The 14,354-nt window shown below is 58.7% G+C and carries 14 protein-coding genes; all 14 read left to right on the top strand.

The window, feature by feature from the left end:
- Window positions 1-159: 159 nt before the first annotated feature.
- Window positions 160-1,011, top strand: coding sequence for a flagellin domain-containing protein (locus AC1MEE_RS16905; RefSeq protein WP_480416255.1), 852 nt, complete (start codon window positions 160-162; stop codon window positions 1,009-1,011).
- 72 nt (window positions 1,012-1,083) lie between these two features.
- On the top strand, window positions 1,084-1,446 hold the full coding sequence (locus tag AC1MEE_RS16900; RefSeq protein WP_480416254.1) for a flagellar protein FlaG: 363 nt from the start codon (window positions 1,084-1,086) through the stop codon (window positions 1,444-1,446).
- Between the two features lie 81 nt (window positions 1,447-1,527).
- Complete coding sequence (fliD, locus tag AC1MEE_RS16895) at window positions 1,528-2,943, top strand: flagellar filament capping protein FliD (RefSeq protein ID WP_480410747.1); 1,416 nt, start codon at window positions 1,528-1,530, stop codon at window positions 2,941-2,943.
- Window positions 2,944-3,073: 130 nt separating this feature from the next.
- The gene (gene fliS / locus AC1MEE_RS16890) at window positions 3,074-3,454 is read left to right on the top strand and encodes a flagellar export chaperone FliS (RefSeq protein WP_480410746.1); all 381 of its coding nucleotides are present in this window, start codon (window positions 3,074-3,076) and stop codon (window positions 3,452-3,454) included.
- A 26-nt stretch (window positions 3,455-3,480) separates the two neighbouring features.
- Window positions 3,481-3,777, top strand: coding sequence for a flagellar protein FliT (fliT, locus tag AC1MEE_RS16885; protein WP_480410745.1), 297 nt, complete (start codon window positions 3,481-3,483; stop codon window positions 3,775-3,777).
- A 167-nt stretch (window positions 3,778-3,944) separates the two neighbouring features.
- Window positions 3,945-5,420: a sigma-54 dependent transcriptional regulator gene (locus tag AC1MEE_RS16880; protein WP_480410744.1), complete on the top strand. Its 1,476-nt coding sequence runs from the start codon at window positions 3,945-3,947 to the stop codon at window positions 5,418-5,420.
- Between the two features lie 121 nt (window positions 5,421-5,541).
- Window positions 5,542-6,756 carry a sensor histidine kinase gene (locus tag AC1MEE_RS16875; protein ID WP_480416253.1) on the top strand — a complete coding sequence of 405 codons (1,215 nt, stop codon included), beginning with the start codon at window positions 5,542-5,544 and terminating at the stop codon, window positions 6,754-6,756.
- Complete coding sequence (locus tag AC1MEE_RS16870) at window positions 6,756-8,186, top strand: sigma-54-dependent transcriptional regulator (protein ID WP_480410743.1); 1,431 nt, start codon at window positions 6,756-6,758, stop codon at window positions 8,184-8,186. Before AC1MEE_RS16875 ends, AC1MEE_RS16870 begins: the two co-directional genes overlap by 1 nt.
- A 247-nt stretch (window positions 8,187-8,433) precedes the next feature.
- Window positions 8,434-8,760 carry a flagellar hook-basal body complex protein FliE gene (fliE, locus tag AC1MEE_RS16865; RefSeq protein ID WP_480410742.1) on the top strand — a complete coding sequence of 109 codons (327 nt, stop codon included), beginning with the start codon at window positions 8,434-8,436 and terminating at the stop codon, window positions 8,758-8,760.
- Between the two features lie 14 nt (window positions 8,761-8,774).
- On the top strand, window positions 8,775-10,559 hold the full coding sequence (gene fliF, locus AC1MEE_RS16860) for a flagellar basal-body MS-ring/collar protein FliF (RefSeq protein ID WP_480410741.1): 1,785 nt from the start codon (window positions 8,775-8,777) through the stop codon (window positions 10,557-10,559).
- A complete protein-coding gene (fliG, locus tag AC1MEE_RS16855) occupies window positions 10,552-11,571 on the top strand; it encodes a flagellar motor switch protein FliG (protein ID WP_480410740.1) in 1,020 nt (339 codons plus the stop codon). Before fliF ends, fliG begins: the two co-directional genes overlap by 8 nt.
- Before the next feature lie 10 nt (window positions 11,572-11,581).
- Window positions 11,582-12,406 carry a flagellar assembly protein FliH gene (fliH, locus tag AC1MEE_RS16850; RefSeq protein ID WP_480410739.1) on the top strand — a complete coding sequence of 275 codons (825 nt, stop codon included), beginning with the start codon at window positions 11,582-11,584 and terminating at the stop codon, window positions 12,404-12,406.
- Entirely contained in the window at window positions 12,396-13,754 is a 1,359-nt protein-coding gene (gene fliI / locus AC1MEE_RS16845) for a flagellar protein export ATPase FliI (RefSeq protein WP_480416252.1), read from the top strand. The genes fliH and fliI overlap by 11 nt, the downstream gene beginning before the upstream one ends.
- Before the next feature lie 6 nt (window positions 13,755-13,760).
- Window positions 13,761-14,210: a flagellar export protein FliJ gene (gene fliJ, locus AC1MEE_RS16840; protein ID WP_480410738.1), complete on the top strand. Its 450-nt coding sequence runs from the start codon at window positions 13,761-13,763 to the stop codon at window positions 14,208-14,210.
- The last annotated feature ends 144 nt before the right edge of the window (window positions 14,211-14,354 follow it).

Raw genomic sequence — 14,354 nt, 5'->3', positions numbered from 1 at the left:
GCCCCCGACATCTGTAGGGATGTCAGAGTAGTGGCAATTTTTTTATAAAAAGCCCTCAAGCTCCTTGCACTCTCGACGATAACCATTACGAAGGTTCTCTAGGCCATACCCGGCGGTTGCCAGGGCCGGAAGCCGCAGTACCCAACCAGTGAGGAATTCATCATGTTAGGCGTAAACACAAATATTGCATCCCTGGCCGTTCAGGCAAACCTGAACAGAGCGTCTGATGCTCTGACCACATCGATGACTCGTCTTTCTTCCGGCCTGAAAATCAACAGCGCTAAAGACGACGCCGCTGGCCTGCAGATCGCTACTCGCGAAAGCAGCCAGATCCGTGGACAGACCGTGGCCGTGAAAAACGCCAACGACGGTATCTCGATGGCGCAGACCGCTGAAGGCGCGCTGCAAGAATCGACCAACATTCTGCAACGTATGCGTGAACTGGCTGTTCAGGCACGTAACGGCACCAACGGCACCGCTGACCAGACTGCAACCAACTCTGAATTCAGCCAGATGTCCGACGAACTGACCCGTATCTCGGCTGCGACCAACTTGAACGGCAAGGTCCTGCTGGACGGTTCTGCGGGCATCATGACCCTGCAAGTGGGTTCCAACACCGGTACTGCTAACCAAATCGACTTGACGCTGAGCGGCAAGTTCGACGCCGTCAGCCTCTCGGTAGACAGCGGTACCGTTGCACTGACCGGCGCCACCAGCGCTGCCGCAGCTTCCGCAATCGATAACGCAATCACTGCAATCGACGCGGCTCTGGCAGCCATCGGCAGCACTCGTGCAAACCTGGGTGCGTCGCAAAACCGTCTGTCCAGCACCATAAGCAACCTGCAAAACGTTACCCAGAACGCCACTGCGGCAATGGGTCGCATTCAAGATACCGACTTCGCTGCTGAAACGGCTAACATGACCAAACAGCAAACTCTGCAACAAGCTTCCACCGCTGTTCTGGCTCAAGCTAACCAACTGCCTTCCGCTGTACTGAAGCTGATTCAGTAATTTCGGAATGAGTTTTAGCGGGGGAGTGCGTTTATCGTGCTCTCTCGCTTTTTTAGTTTAGAGGTGATGGACATGGATATGAGCGTCAAGCTGAACTTGTCTTACCCAGCTCCGGCACCGGTAAGCACTGCTGCTGATAAAACGGCTGCGGCGCCTCAGGTTCAAAGCACTGCGCCGACGACCGGAAGTAAGGACACGGACAAGGATGCGGATTCGAGCAAGCTGAAAGCCGCCGTGCAAGATATCGAGAAGTTCGTCCAATCGGTCAAGCGCAACCTGGCGTTCTCGATTGATGAGGCGTCCGGCAAGGTGGTGGTAAAAGTGATCGCCAGCGAAACAGGTGAGGTGATCCGGCAGATCCCATCGGAAGAAGCGCTGAAGCTGGCGGACAGCTTGAGCACTGCAGGCAGTGTGTTGTTCAACGCAAAAGCCTGAAGCTGGCATGGATTGTGTTGTTGAGTTCTTTTGGCAGCATTGTGGGTCAAAAGACTGTCGTAAAACTGAAAGGAGATGCACATGGCAAGTCCAATAAGCACGAGTACGGGGCTCGGCTCGGGCCTTGATATCGGTGCGATCGTCAGCGCGCTGGTCGGCTCTGACACGGCGGCCGAAAAGTCCCAAATCAGCAAACAGAACACCGCTGTCGCGACCAAGCTTTCTGGCGTTAGTCAATTGCAAAGCGCGATGGCGACCTACCAGGCGGCCCTGACCACTCTGGGCAGTACCACCAGTCCGGCGTTTGCGGGCTTCGCTGCAACCTCGTCCACCCCGGCGACCTTGACCACGACCTCTGATAACACGGCGGTTCCTGGTACCTACAGCATTGTCGTGCAAAACCTGGCCACTTCGTCCAAGGTCGCCAGTGCTTCGTTTGCTGGCGGTGCGAGCAGTGCCATTCCGACTGGTACTTTGACCATCAGTCAAAATGGCACTGCGTACCCTGTTTCTATCCCGAGCGGCTCGACGTTGCAGACGGTGCGTGATGCGATCAACACCTCGCTGAGCGGCAACGGCATCACGGCCAACATTGTCACTGACAGCAACGGCTCCCGCCTGGTGTTGGGGTCGACCACCACGGGTGCTGGTTCGGACATCAGCGCCAGTGGTATTGCGGGTCTGGCAATCAGCGGCAGCACCCTGATGGATGGAACAGCGGGCAGTGCTGGTTATATCGGCGCTCAGGCCCAAAATGCCAATTTCACGGTCGATGGCCTGGCGATAAGTAGCAAGACCAATACCGTCAATCCTATCGGCGGAATAAGCATGACGCTGTTGGCGGGCGCCAACGCCACCTCGACGGTAACGGTCGCGCAAAATACCAGCGGTCTGCAAACGTCGTTGCAAACGTTCGTAACGGCCTTCAACTCGTTGATGAAGACGATGAACACCCTGACCGCGCCAGGTACCCAGGACCCGACTACCAAAAATATAAGCGGGGGCGGCGCGATGTCCGGTGATTCACTGCCGCGTACGTTGATCTCATCCTTGCGTGCACAATTGGTGACCCCGGGTCCTGGCAGCCAGTTGTCGGTGTTGTCACAGTTGGGCATCCAGACGGCGCAGGTGGACGGGACGCTTAGTTTCGACAGCACCAAGTTCACCGCGGCGATGGCCAAACCGGCGTTGGGCAGTCAGGTGCAGACTCTGTTTTCCGGCACCAATAGTACCAATGGTTTGTTGGCGCGCATGGGTGCGGTCCTCACGCCTTACACTCAGACCGGTGGGATTCTCGCCGCGCGCACCTCCAATTTGACCAAGCAGCAAAGTGATCTTACCAATCAGCAGGCTGCTCTGGATCTGCGGACCACCAACCTGACGGCGCAGCTGACAGCCAAGTACAACGCCATGGACCTGGTGGTCGGCCAGTTGAAGGCGACCTCCACCAGTATCACAGCCTTCTTCACCTCGTTGTCCGCGTCGAAGACCGGCTAATCACCGAGTCAGCGCCAAAAGCCCGGCTGCGTTTCACTGCATGCCGGGTTTTTGGCTTTTTAGCTAAAGCTTTTTGACTCTGCGTCGATACCTTGGTTATACGAACTCTTGAGTTGTGATGAGGTAGAACATGAACCCGATGTTAGCTCTACGGCAGTATCAGAAGGTTGGAGCGCAGGCTCAGACGTCTGAAGCCAGCCCCCATCGTCTGGTGCAGATGCTGATGGAAGGCGGCCTGGATCGCATCGCCCAGGCCAAAGGTGCCATGGAGCGCAAGGACATCCCCAGTAAGGGCATTTTGATCGGCAAGGCTATCGAGATTGTGGGTGGCCTGCGCGAAGGTCTGGATATGCAAAACCCGGCCCACCCTCTGGGCGATCTGGACAATCTCTACGTCTATATGATGAAACGCCTGGCTGAGGCCAACATCAAAAGCGATCCGAAAATTCTCGACGAAGTCAGCGGCTTGTTGAGCACGGTCAAAGAAGGCTGGGATGCCATTGCTGTTTAATAGCCCGCAGGTTTGAGGAATTCATCATGAGTCTTGTGCTGCAGCGTATCGAACAAACCCGTGAAGCTCTGGTAGGTGCATTGGCCGAGCGTGACTGGGAGGCTATCAGCCAGCTGGATCTGGCTTGTCGCGCCTGTGTCGACGACGTTATCAGCGAGACTCCCCTCGACGAAACGGCAGTTCGCAGTAATCTGGAGGAGTTGTTGGGGGTCTACCGCCAGCTACTTGATGTTGCGATGGGCGAGCGTCAGGCGATAGTCGATGAGATGACGCAGATCCAGCATGCCAAAAACGCAGCAAAGGTTTACCATCTGTTCGGTTAAAAACGTGGTTGATCGAAAAGTAGTGCGCCATAAATTTGACTGTGTACGGTTTTTTGACTTAACTAGTGTTGTTTACTATTTTCTGGCGTCTAAAAAGTCGTATTGGCCATAGACGCCAAGCTTGCCCCATTCATGGGCATTGAGTTGACTAGGGAAGTTGCTATTGCATGTGGCGTGAAATCAAGATTCTGCTGATCGATGACGATAGCCAGCGCCGCCGGGATATGGCGGTCATTCTGAATTTTCTTGGCGAAGAAAATTTGTCCTGCTCGAGCCTGGACTGGCAGCAGGTGGTCGCTCCATTGGGGTCTACCCGTGAAGTGCTTTGTGTGCTGGTTGGCACCGTGAGCGCTCCGGGCAGTGTCCAAGGACTGCTTAAGACCATCGCTGCATGGGATGAGTTCCTTCCGGTCATGTTAATGGGCGATTTTTCTTCCGTTGACCTGCCGGATGACCTGCGCCGGCGTGTGCTGTCTTCCCTGGAAATGCCGCCGAGCTACAGCAAATTGCTCGACTCCCTGCACCGTGCCCAGGTCTATCGTGAAATGTACGATCAGGCCCGCGAGCGTGGTCGTCATCGTGAGCCGAACCTGTTTCGCAGTCTGGTGGGTACCAGTCGGGCGATTCAGCATGTCCGGCAAATGATGCAGCAGGTCGCCGACACCGATGCCAGCGTGCTGATCCTCGGTGAGTCCGGTACCGGCAAGGAGGTGGTTGCGCGCAATCTGCACTACCACTCCAAGCGTCGGGACGCGCCGTTCGTGCCCGTCAACTGCGGCGCAATACCCGCCGAGTTGCTGGAAAGCGAATTGTTCGGTCATGAAAAGGGCGCGTTCACCGGGGCGATCACCAGCCGTGCCGGGCGCTTCGAACTGGCCAACGGTGGCACGCTGTTCCTCGACGAAATCGGCGACATGCCGTTGCCCATGCAGGTCAAGCTGTTGCGCGTACTGCAGGAGCGAACCTTCGAGCGCGTCGGCAGCAACAAGACCCAGAGTGTCGACGTGCGGATCATCGCTGCGACGCACAAGAATCTCGAGAGCATGATCGAGGTTGGCACGTTCCGTGAAGACCTGTACTACCGCCTGAACGTATTCCCGATCGAAATGGCCCCGCTGCGCGAGCGTGTGGAAGACATTCCGCTGTTGATGAACGAATTGATTTCGCGCATGGAGCATGAGAAGCGTGGCTCGATCCGCTTCAATTCGGCGGCCATCATGTCGCTTTGCCGCCACGGCTGGCCGGGCAACGTCCGCGAACTGGCCAACCTGGTCGAGCGCATGGCGATCATGCATCCCTATGGGGTGATCGGCGTCGTCGAGTTGCCGAAGAAATTCCGCTACGTCGATGACGAAGATGAGCAACTGGTCGACAGCTTGCGCAGCGATCTGGAAGAGCGCGTGGCCATCAACGGTCACACCACCAGCTTCGGCTCCGGCGCCCTGTTGCCACCTGAAGGTCTCGACCTCAAGGACTATCTGGGCGGGCTCGAACAGGGCTTGATCCAGCAGGCTTTGGACGATGCCAATGGTATCGTGGCTCGCGCCGCCGAACGGCTGCGCATCCGTCGTACCACGCTGGTGGAAAAAATGCGTAAGTACGGCATGAGCCGTCGTGATGGCGATGAGCAGGCGGAGGATTGACGCCTGTTTTTTTGCCAGATAACTAAACCCCTGAAAATTCAGGGGTTTTTTTTAGGCACGGGTATTGCTATGTCTCTTGCTACATACCGTTTAATGACGGTTCGCCATGCGAGAGATCACTATGCCCCAGGCTGCCCAGATGTCTTCTGCCCTTCCTGTCGAAGCGCAGCTGTCCCTCGAGCAAGAGAGTCGGGCAGGGCTTGAGCAGGCGTTCGCGCTGTTCAATCAGATGTCGAACCAGTTGAGCGACTCCTACAGCTTGCTCGAAGCGCGGGTGACAGAGCTCAAGGGTGAGTTGGCTGTTGTCAGCGCCCAGCGTATGCAAGAGCTGGCTGAAAAAGAGCTTCTGGCTAATCGCCTGCAAAACCTGTTGGCCCTGTTGCCCGGCGGCGTCATTGTCATCGATGGCCACGGCGTGGTGCGTGAGGCCAACCCGGCGGCGTGCGATCTGTTGGGAGAGCCGTTGCTGGGCATGCTGTGGCGGCATGTGATCAGTCGTTGTTTCGCTCCGCGCGAAGATGATGGTCACGAGGTCTCCCTTAAAGATGGGCGGCGCCTGTCGATCGCCACCCGCTCGCTGGATGCCGAACCCGGTCAATTGGTACTGCTCACCGACTTGACCGAAACCCGCCATTTACAGGATCAACTGGCCCGTCACGAGCGCTTGTCTTCCCTGGGGCGAATGGTCGCTTCCCTGGCGCATCAGATTCGTACCCCGCTGTCTGCTGCGTTGATTTACGCCAGCCATTTGACCGAGCAGGAACTGCCGGTGGCGACACAGCAGCGTTTCGCCGGACGCTTGAAAGAGCGTTTGCACGAGCTGGAACATCAAGTGCGCGACATGCTGGTGTTTGCCCGCGGCGAGTTGCCGTTGACCGATCGCCTTGCGCCAGACCTATTGTTCCAGGCGTTGCAGGCGGCGGCGCAAACCCATGTGCAGGAAATACCGGTGCGTTGGCAGTGCGACAGTCACGACGGCGAGTTGTTGTGCAATCGCGACACGCTGGTCGGTGCGCTGCTCAATCTGGTTGAAAACGCCGTGCAAGCCAGTGCGGGTAAAGCGCGCCTGAAAATCCATCTCTACAGCCGCGGTAACGACCTTCGCTTGTGCATCAGCGATAACGGCAGTGGGATCGACGCTGCGGCGTTGGCGAGAATCGGCGAGCCCTTTTTTACCACCAGGGCCACCGGCACCGGGTTGGGGCTGGCGGTGGTCAATGCCGTGACGCGCGCGCACCAGGGGCGGTTGCAGTTTCGTTCCCGTCCCGGTCGCGGTACCTGCGCGATCGTCACCTTGCCATTGATTCCAGCCGCCAGTCGCGCAGGTATGAACTGATGGCGATCAAGGTTTTGCTGGTCGAGGATGACCCATCGTTGCGTGAGGCGCTGGGTGAAACCTTGTTATTGGCCGGTCACGACTACCGTGCCGTCGGCTCTGCCGAAGAGGCGCTTGAGGCTGCGGCCGAAGAGCCTTTCAGTCTGGTGATCAGTGACGTCAACATGCCGGGCATGGACGGCCATCAATTATTGAGTGTACTGCGCAGCCGTCATGCGCACTTGCCGGTGCTGCTGATGACCGCGCACGGGGCGGTGGAGCGCGCGGTGGATGCGATGCGTCAGGGTGCGGCGGATTATCTGGTCAAACCTTTCGAGCCCAAGGCGCTGATGGCGCTGGTGGCGCGACACGCGCTGGGTCGTCTCGGGCCTGCCGACAGTGAAGGGCCAGTGGCTTTCGAGCCGGCCAGTGCCCAATTGCTGGACCTGGCCAGTCGAGTTGCCCGAAGCGATTCGACCGTGCTGATTTCCGGTGAGTCGGGCACGGGCAAAGAGGTGCTCGCACGTTTCATTCACCAGCAGTCGACTCGGGCCAGCAAGCCGTTTATTGCCATCAATTGCGCGGCGATCCCGGACAACATGCTCGAAGCGACATTGTTCGGCCATGAAAAAGGTTCTTTCACCGGCGCTATCGCGGCGCAGGCGGGCAAGTTCGAGCAGGCGGATGGCGGCACCATTCTGCTCGATGAAATTTCGGAAATGCCTTTAGGTCTGCAAGCCAAATTGCTGCGGGTGCTTCAGGAAAGGGAGGTAGAGCGCGTCGGTGCGCGCAAACCCATCGCCCTGGATATCCGTGTGCTGGCGACCACCAACCGCGATCTGGCCGGTGAAGTGGCGGCAGGGCGTTTTCGCGAAGACCTTTATTACCGTATTTCGGTGTTCCCGCTGGCTTGGCGGCCGTTACGCGAGCGTACTGCCGATATTCTGCCGTTGGCCGAGCGATTGCTGTCCAAACACGTCAATAAAATGAAGCACGCTGCCGTTCATTTGTCGGCGGATGCACAGGCCTGTTTGGTGGGTTATCCATGGCCGGGCAATGTGCGCGAGCTGGATAACGCGATTCAGCGGGCATTGATCCTGCAGCAGGGTGGCGTGATTCAGGCGCAGGATTTCTGTCTGGCGGGCCCGGTGGCGGCCTCGCCATTGCCAGCGCTCGGCGTGCCGACGCAGCCGCGGATCGTCGTGCCCGTTCGGGCTTCTTCGGTGGAAGTTGCCGTGCCTGAGACCCAGGCCAGTGAATCCGCCGGGGCCTTGGGCGACGATCTGCGGCGCCGCGAATTCCAGATGATTATCGACACCCTGCGTGCCGAGCGCGGTCGCCGTAAAGAAGCGGCAGAGCGCTTGGGTATCAGCCCCAGAACCCTGCGTTACAAACTGGCGCAGATGCGCGACGCGGGGATGGATGTCGAGGCGTACCTGTTCGCAACGTAAATTGATGCGATGCCCCTTTGTAGGAGCGCGCTTGCCCGCGATAAGGGCCGAAGGACCTTCCGACGATGGTGGATTCACCATTTTTGCCAGCGCTTCGCACTCGATCGCAGCCTTCGGCAGCTCCTACAGGTCATCATTGCCTGAAAGAAGGCTAAGTGCCACTACTTTGCTGGCACTCTTGTTGCTACGACATCCGTAACCGCTTAACGAGCGTCAAAAAACTGCGGCCCCTAGTGAGAGAGATGTCATGAGCCAAGGTGTTGAATTTAATCGCTTGATATTGGACATGCGCTCCATGCAAATGGACGCCATGGCCAAGCCCAAGGCTATCGGCACCCCGGAAGTTGGCACCAGCAGCTTTTCCGACATGCTGGGTCAGGCGGTCAACAAGGTCAACGATACCCAGCAGGCTTCCAATCAGTTGTCGAACGCGTTCGAAATCGGCAAAAGCGGCGTTGATCTCACCGACGTGATGATTTCCTCGCAGAAAGCCAGCGTTTCGTTCCAGGCCTTGACCCAGGTTCGCAATAAACTGGTTCAGGCTTATCAAGACATCATGCAGATGCCGGTTTAAGGACGATTTGAGTCATGGCTGAAGCAGTCGCCGATAACTTGCCGGCCAAGGCGGGTGCCGCCCCAGGCAAACCGCCGTTGTTCGGTTTGTCCTTTCTGGAAAACCTCTCCGAGATGACCATGCTGCGTCAGGTTGGCCTCATGGTCGGTCTGGCGGCGAGCGTGGCGATTGGTTTTGCCGTGGTGCTCTGGTCCCAGCAGCCCGATTACAAGCCGCTGTACGGCAGCCTTGCGGGTATGGACACCAAGCAGGTCATGGAAACGCTGGCGTCAGCGGACATCCCTTATACCGTCGAGCCAAGCTCCGGTGCCTTGCTGGTCAAGTCCGAGGATTTGCAGCGCGCCCGGATCAAATTGGCGGGCGCGGGTGTGGCGCCAAGCGACGGCAATGTCGGCTTCGAAATTCTCGACAAGGACCAGGGTCTGGGGACTAGCCAGTTCATGGAGGCCACGCGCTATCGTCGCGGCCTGGAAGGTGAACTGGCGCGGACCATCTCCAGCCTCAACAACGTCAAGGGTGCGCGGGTGCATCTGGCGATTCCGAAAAGTTCGGTGTTCGTGCGTGATGAACGCAAGCCAAGCGCTTCGGTACTGATCGAGTTGTATGCTGGCCGTTCATTGGAGCCGGGTCAGGTTCTGGCGATCATCAACCTGGTCGCCACCGCCGTTCCCGAACTGAGCAAGTCGCAGATTACCGTGGTCGATCAGAAGGGCGCTCTGCTGTCCGACCAGCATGAAAATTCCGAATTGACCATGGCCGGCAAGCAGTTCGATTACAGCCGACGCATGGAAGGCATGCTGACCCAGCGTGTGCAGAACATCTTGCAACCGATCCTGGGTAATGATCGCTACAAGGCTGAAGTGTCGGCCGATGTGGATTTCAGCGCCGTTGAATCGACTGCCGAAAGCTTCAACCCTGATCAGCCTGCGCTACGCAGCGAACAGTCGGTCAACGAACAGCGTTCGTCCGGTTCTGGCCCGTCGGGCGTTCCAGGCGCGTTGAGCAATCAACCACCAGGGCCGGCCACCGCGCCGCAGCAACCCGCTCAGGCCGGTGCCGCCTCAGGCTCCGTGCAGCCGGGTCAACCGCTGCTTGATGCCAACGGTCAGCAGATCATGGATTCGGCGACCGGTCAGCCGATGCTGGCACCTTATCCGGCGGACAAGCGCCAACAGTCGACCAAGAATTTCGAGCTGGATCGTTCCATCAGTCACACCAAGCAGCAGCAAGGTCGTGTGACCCGGTTGTCTGTGGCCGTGGTCGTGGATGATAAGGCCAAAGTCGATGCCAAGACGGGCGAGACCACTCGCTCGCCATGGAATGCCGATGAACTGGCGCGCTTCACTCGTCTGGTGCAGGACGCCGTCGGTTTCGACGCCAGCCGTGGCGACAGCGTCAGCGTGGTCAACGTGCCATTCGCTGCCGATCGCGGTGAAGTGATCCCTGAGATCCCGTTCTATTCCCAGCCATGGTTCTGGGACATCGTCAAACAAGCACTGGGAGTGTTGTTCATTCTGGTGCTGGTCTTCGGTGTTCTGCGGCCGGTACTGAACAACATCACCAGCGGCAAGAGCCGGCAGCTGGCCGGTATCGATGGCGATGTCGAACTCGGCGGCATGGGCGGTCTGGATGGCGAACTGGCCAACGATCGCGTCAGCCTTGGCGGTCCGCAAAGCATTCTGCTGCCAAGCCCGACCGAGGGTTATGACGCACAGTTGAACGCAATCAAGAGTCTGGTGGCTGAAGACCCGGGTCGTGTGGCCCAGGTCGTAAAAGAGTGGATCAACGCAGATGAGTGATAATCGGGCTCTTGCCGCCAAAATGACCAAGGTCGATAAGGCCGCCATTCTCCTGCTCTCCCTCGGTGAAACCGATGCGGCACAGGTGCTTCGACACATGGGCCCCAAAGAGGTCCAGCGGGTGGGTGTTGCCATGGCGCAGATGCGCAATGTGCACCGTGAGGAAGTCGAGCGGGTGATGAGCGAGTTCGTCGAGATCGTCGGCGACCAGACCAGTCTCGGCGTCGGCTCCGATGGGTACATTCGCAAAATGCTCACGCAGGCATTGGGCGAAGACAAAGCCAACGGCCTCATCGACCGGATTCTGCTGGGGGGTAACACCAGCGGTCTGGACAGCCTGAAATGGATGGAACCGCGTGCAGTCGCTGATGTGATCCGCTATGAGCACCCACAGATCCAGGCGATCGTGGTGGCTTATCTGGACCCTGACCAGGCCGGTGAGGTGCTGGGGCATTTCGATCACAAGGTACGTCTGGACATCATTCTGCGTGTCTCTTCGCTCAACACCGTGCAGCCGGCGGCGTTGAAAGAGTTGAACCAGATTCTGGAAAAGCAGTTCTCCGGCAACTCCAATACGTCGCGCACCACCCTGGGTGGTATCAAGCGCGCAGCCGATATCATGAACTTCCTCGACAGCTCCATCGAAGGCCAGTTGATGGATTCGATCCGCGAAGTCGACGAAGACCTGTCCGGTCAGATCGAAGACCTGATGTTCGTCTTCAACAACCTGTCCGATGTCGACGACCGTGGCATCCAGGCGTTGCTGCGCGAAGTGTCTTCCGACGTGCTGGTGTTGGCGCTCAAGGGCTCCGACGAAGCGATCAAGGAAAAGATCTTCAAGAACATGTCCAAGCGTGCTGCCGAGTTGTTGCGCGACGATCTCGAGGCCAAAGGCCCGGTGCGCGTCAGCGATGTGGAAACCGCGCAGAAAGAAATCCTCACTATTGCTCGCCGTATGGCCGAAGCCGGAGAAATCGTTCTCGGTGGCAAGGGCGGCGAAGAGATGATCTGAGGATCCATACATGTTTAGCTCCAACAAAGAGCCGCCCAGCGAGCTGATCCGCGCCAAGGATGTCGGCGGCTTCGATGTCTGGTCGTTGCCCAGTTTCGACCCGCATCACGACGAACCGCCAGAACCGGAGCCGGAGCCAGTAGAAGAACCGGCCGAGATGGAAGAAGTGCCGTTGGACGAAGTCCAGCCGCTGACCCTCGAAGAGCTGGAGAGCATTCGTCAGGAAGCCTACAACGAAGGGTTTGCCACTGGCGAGAGAGAGGGCTTCCACAGTACTCAGCTCAAAGTCCGGCAAGAGGCTGAAGTGGCCTTGAACGCCAGGCTCGCCAACCTCGAACAATTGATGAGTCATCTGTTCGAGCCTATCGCCGAGCAAGACACGCAGATTGAAAAGTCATTGATCGAACTGGTCGGGCATATCACCCGGCAAGTCATCCAGCGTGACCTGATCACCGACTCCAGCCTCATCGGCCGTGTATTGCGTGACGCGTTGAAGTTGCTGCCGATGGGCGCGCAGAACGTGCGCATCTTCATCAATCCTCAGGATTTTGCCCAGGTCAAAGCCTTGCGCGAACGCCATGAGGAAACCTGGCGCATTGTTGAGGACGATGCCTTGCAGGCCGGTGGCTGCCGAGTCGAAACCGAACACAGTCGGATCGACGCGACCATCGAAACCCGTATCTCCCAAGCGCTGGCGAAAATGTTCGATCAGTTGCACGAGCAGGCTCTGCATCCTGCCCCTGCGGATTTGAGCCTTGATCTTGGTGCTGAGGCTGTTGAAAAAGCGACTGCTGAAAAAGCGACTGTTGAAAAAGCGCTCCCCGATGCGCCTTGACCGGACCAGCTTCGGCAAGCGCCTGGGCTCTTACGCCGAAGCCATCGAGCTTGCCGGGCAACCGGTGGTGGAAGGGCGCCTGTTGCGTATGGTCGGTTTGACCCTGGAAGCCGAAGGCCTGCGTGCGGCGATGGGCAGCCGCTGCGTAGTGATCAACGATGACAGCCACCATCCGGTGCAGGTCGAAGCTGAAGTCATGGGCTTCTCCGGCTCCAGGGTATTTCTGATGCCGGTGGGCAGCGTTGCCGGTATCGCGCCGGGCGCGCGGGTCGTGCCGTTGGCCGATACCGGTCGTTTGCCGATGGGCATGAGCATGCTGGGTCGAGTGCTTGACGGTGCCGGGCGCGCGCTCGATGGCAAAGGCGGAATGAAGGCCGAAGACTGGGTGCCCATGGATGGCCCGACCATCAACCCGCTCAAACGCAACCCCATCAGCCAGCCGCTGGACGTGGGCATTCGCAGCATCAATGGATTATTGACGGTTGGCCGTGGCCAGCGTCTGGGCCTGTTCGCCGGTACCGGCGTGGGCAAGAGCGTGTTGCTGGGGATGATGACGCGCTTCACCGAAGCCGACATCATTGTGGTCGGCCTGATCGGCGAGCGGGGGCGGGAGGTCAAGGAATTCATCGAGCATATCCTCGGTGAAGAGGGTCTCAAGCGCTCGGTGGTGGTCGCCTCGCCAGCCGATGACGCGCCCTTGATGCGTCTGCGGGCCGCCATGTATTGCACGCGCATCGCCGAATACTTCCGCGACAAGGGCAAGAATGTCCTGTTGCTGATGGACTCGTTGACTCGATTCGCTCAGGCCCAGCGGGAAATCGCTCTGGCCATCGGCGAGCCACCCGCCACCAAAGGCTATCCGCCGTCGGTCTTTGCCAAGCTGCCCAAACTGGTGGAGCGCGCCGGCAATGCCGAGGCCGGTGGCGGCTCGATTACCGCGTTCTACACCGTGTTATCCGAAGGCGACGATCAACAGGACCCGATTGCCGATGCGGCGCGGGGTGTGCTCGATGGGCATATCGTATTGTCCCGCCGTCTGGCCGAGGAGGGGCATTACCCGGCCATCGACATCGAGGCCTCCATCAGCCGGGTCATGCCTTCGGTGGTCAGTCCCGAACACATGGGCCAGGCGCAGCATTTCAAGCAGCTGTGGTCGCGCTACCAGCAGAGCCGCGATCTGATCAGCGTCGGCGCCTATGTGGCCGGTGGCGATCGGGAAACCGACATGGCGATCTCCTTGCAGCCCACGCTGGTGCGCTACTTGCGCCAAGGGCTCAATGACAACGAAAGCCTGCAAGAGAGCGGTGCGCGCCTGGCTGCGGTGTTCAACCCGATAGCGAGCGGCTGATAAGCCATGGCCCAGAATCGTGCGGCGCGCTTGACGCCAGTGGTAGACATGGCGGAAAGCGCCGAGCGTGCAGCGGCTCAGCGCCTTGGCCACTTCCAGGGGCAGGTCAGGCTGGCTGAAAGCAAACTCGGCGAACTCGAACGTTTTCGCCATGATTACCAGCAGCAGTGGATCGAAAAGGGCGGGCGCGGGGTATCCGGGCAGTGGCTGATGAACTATCAGAGCTTCCTCAATCAACTGGAAACCGCCGTTTCCCAGCAGCGGCAGAGCCTGGTTTGGCATAAGGAAAACCTCAACAAGGCCCAGGGTGTCTGGCAGCAGTGTTACGCGCGGGTCGAAGGCTTGCGCAAGCTGGTGCAGCGTTACATCGATGAGGCGCGGCAGCTGGAAGACAAGCGCGAACAGAAACTGCTGGATGAACTTTCCCAGCGCTTGCCGCGACATGATTATTTTTGAGGTAGCTGAACCTGTAGGAGCGCGCTTGCCCGCGATGGACCGCGAAGCGGTCCCGAAAATGCTGAATACCGTTCTATTGCCAGGTTCGAGTTCGCTGATTTTGCGACTGCTGCGCAGCCGATCGCGGGCAAGCGCGCTCCTACA

Source organism: Pseudomonas sp. ASL3, from assembly GCF_056680425.1.
Note: the sequence above shows the minus strand (reverse complement) of the source record. Positions and strands in the feature narration are given on the sequence as shown.

What these genes read in the sequence shown, in the direction of transcription:
- AC1MEE_RS16900 (WP_480416254.1), top strand. Translation starts at nt 1,084, where the DNA reads ATGGATATGAGCGTCAAGCTGAACTTGTCTTACCCAGCTCCGGCACCG.
- fliD (WP_480410747.1), top strand. Translation starts at nt 1,528, where the DNA reads ATGGCAAGTCCAATAAGCACGAGTACGGGGCTCGGCTCGGGCCTTGAT.
- fliS (WP_480410746.1), top strand. Translation starts at nt 3,074, where the DNA reads ATGAACCCGATGTTAGCTCTACGGCAGTATCAGAAGGTTGGAGCGCAG.
- fliT (WP_480410745.1), top strand. Translation starts at nt 3,481, where the DNA reads ATGAGTCTTGTGCTGCAGCGTATCGAACAAACCCGTGAAGCTCTGGTA.
- AC1MEE_RS16880 (WP_480410744.1), top strand. Translation starts at nt 3,945, where the DNA reads ATGTGGCGTGAAATCAAGATTCTGCTGATCGATGACGATAGCCAGCGC.
- AC1MEE_RS16875 (WP_480416253.1), top strand. Translation starts at nt 5,542, where the DNA reads ATGCCCCAGGCTGCCCAGATGTCTTCTGCCCTTCCTGTCGAAGCGCAG.
- AC1MEE_RS16870 (WP_480410743.1), top strand. Translation starts at nt 6,756, where the DNA reads ATGGCGATCAAGGTTTTGCTGGTCGAGGATGACCCATCGTTGCGTGAG.
- fliE (WP_480410742.1), top strand. Translation starts at nt 8,434, where the DNA reads ATGAGCCAAGGTGTTGAATTTAATCGCTTGATATTGGACATGCGCTCC.
- fliF (WP_480410741.1), top strand. Translation starts at nt 8,775, where the DNA reads ATGGCTGAAGCAGTCGCCGATAACTTGCCGGCCAAGGCGGGTGCCGCC.
- fliG (WP_480410740.1), top strand. Translation starts at nt 10,552, where the DNA reads ATGAGTGATAATCGGGCTCTTGCCGCCAAAATGACCAAGGTCGATAAG.
- fliH (WP_480410739.1), top strand. Translation starts at nt 11,582, where the DNA reads ATGTTTAGCTCCAACAAAGAGCCGCCCAGCGAGCTGATCCGCGCCAAG.
- fliI (WP_480416252.1), top strand. Translation starts at nt 12,396, where the DNA reads ATGCGCCTTGACCGGACCAGCTTCGGCAAGCGCCTGGGCTCTTACGCC.
- fliJ (WP_480410738.1), top strand. Translation starts at nt 13,761, where the DNA reads ATGGCCCAGAATCGTGCGGCGCGCTTGACGCCAGTGGTAGACATGGCG.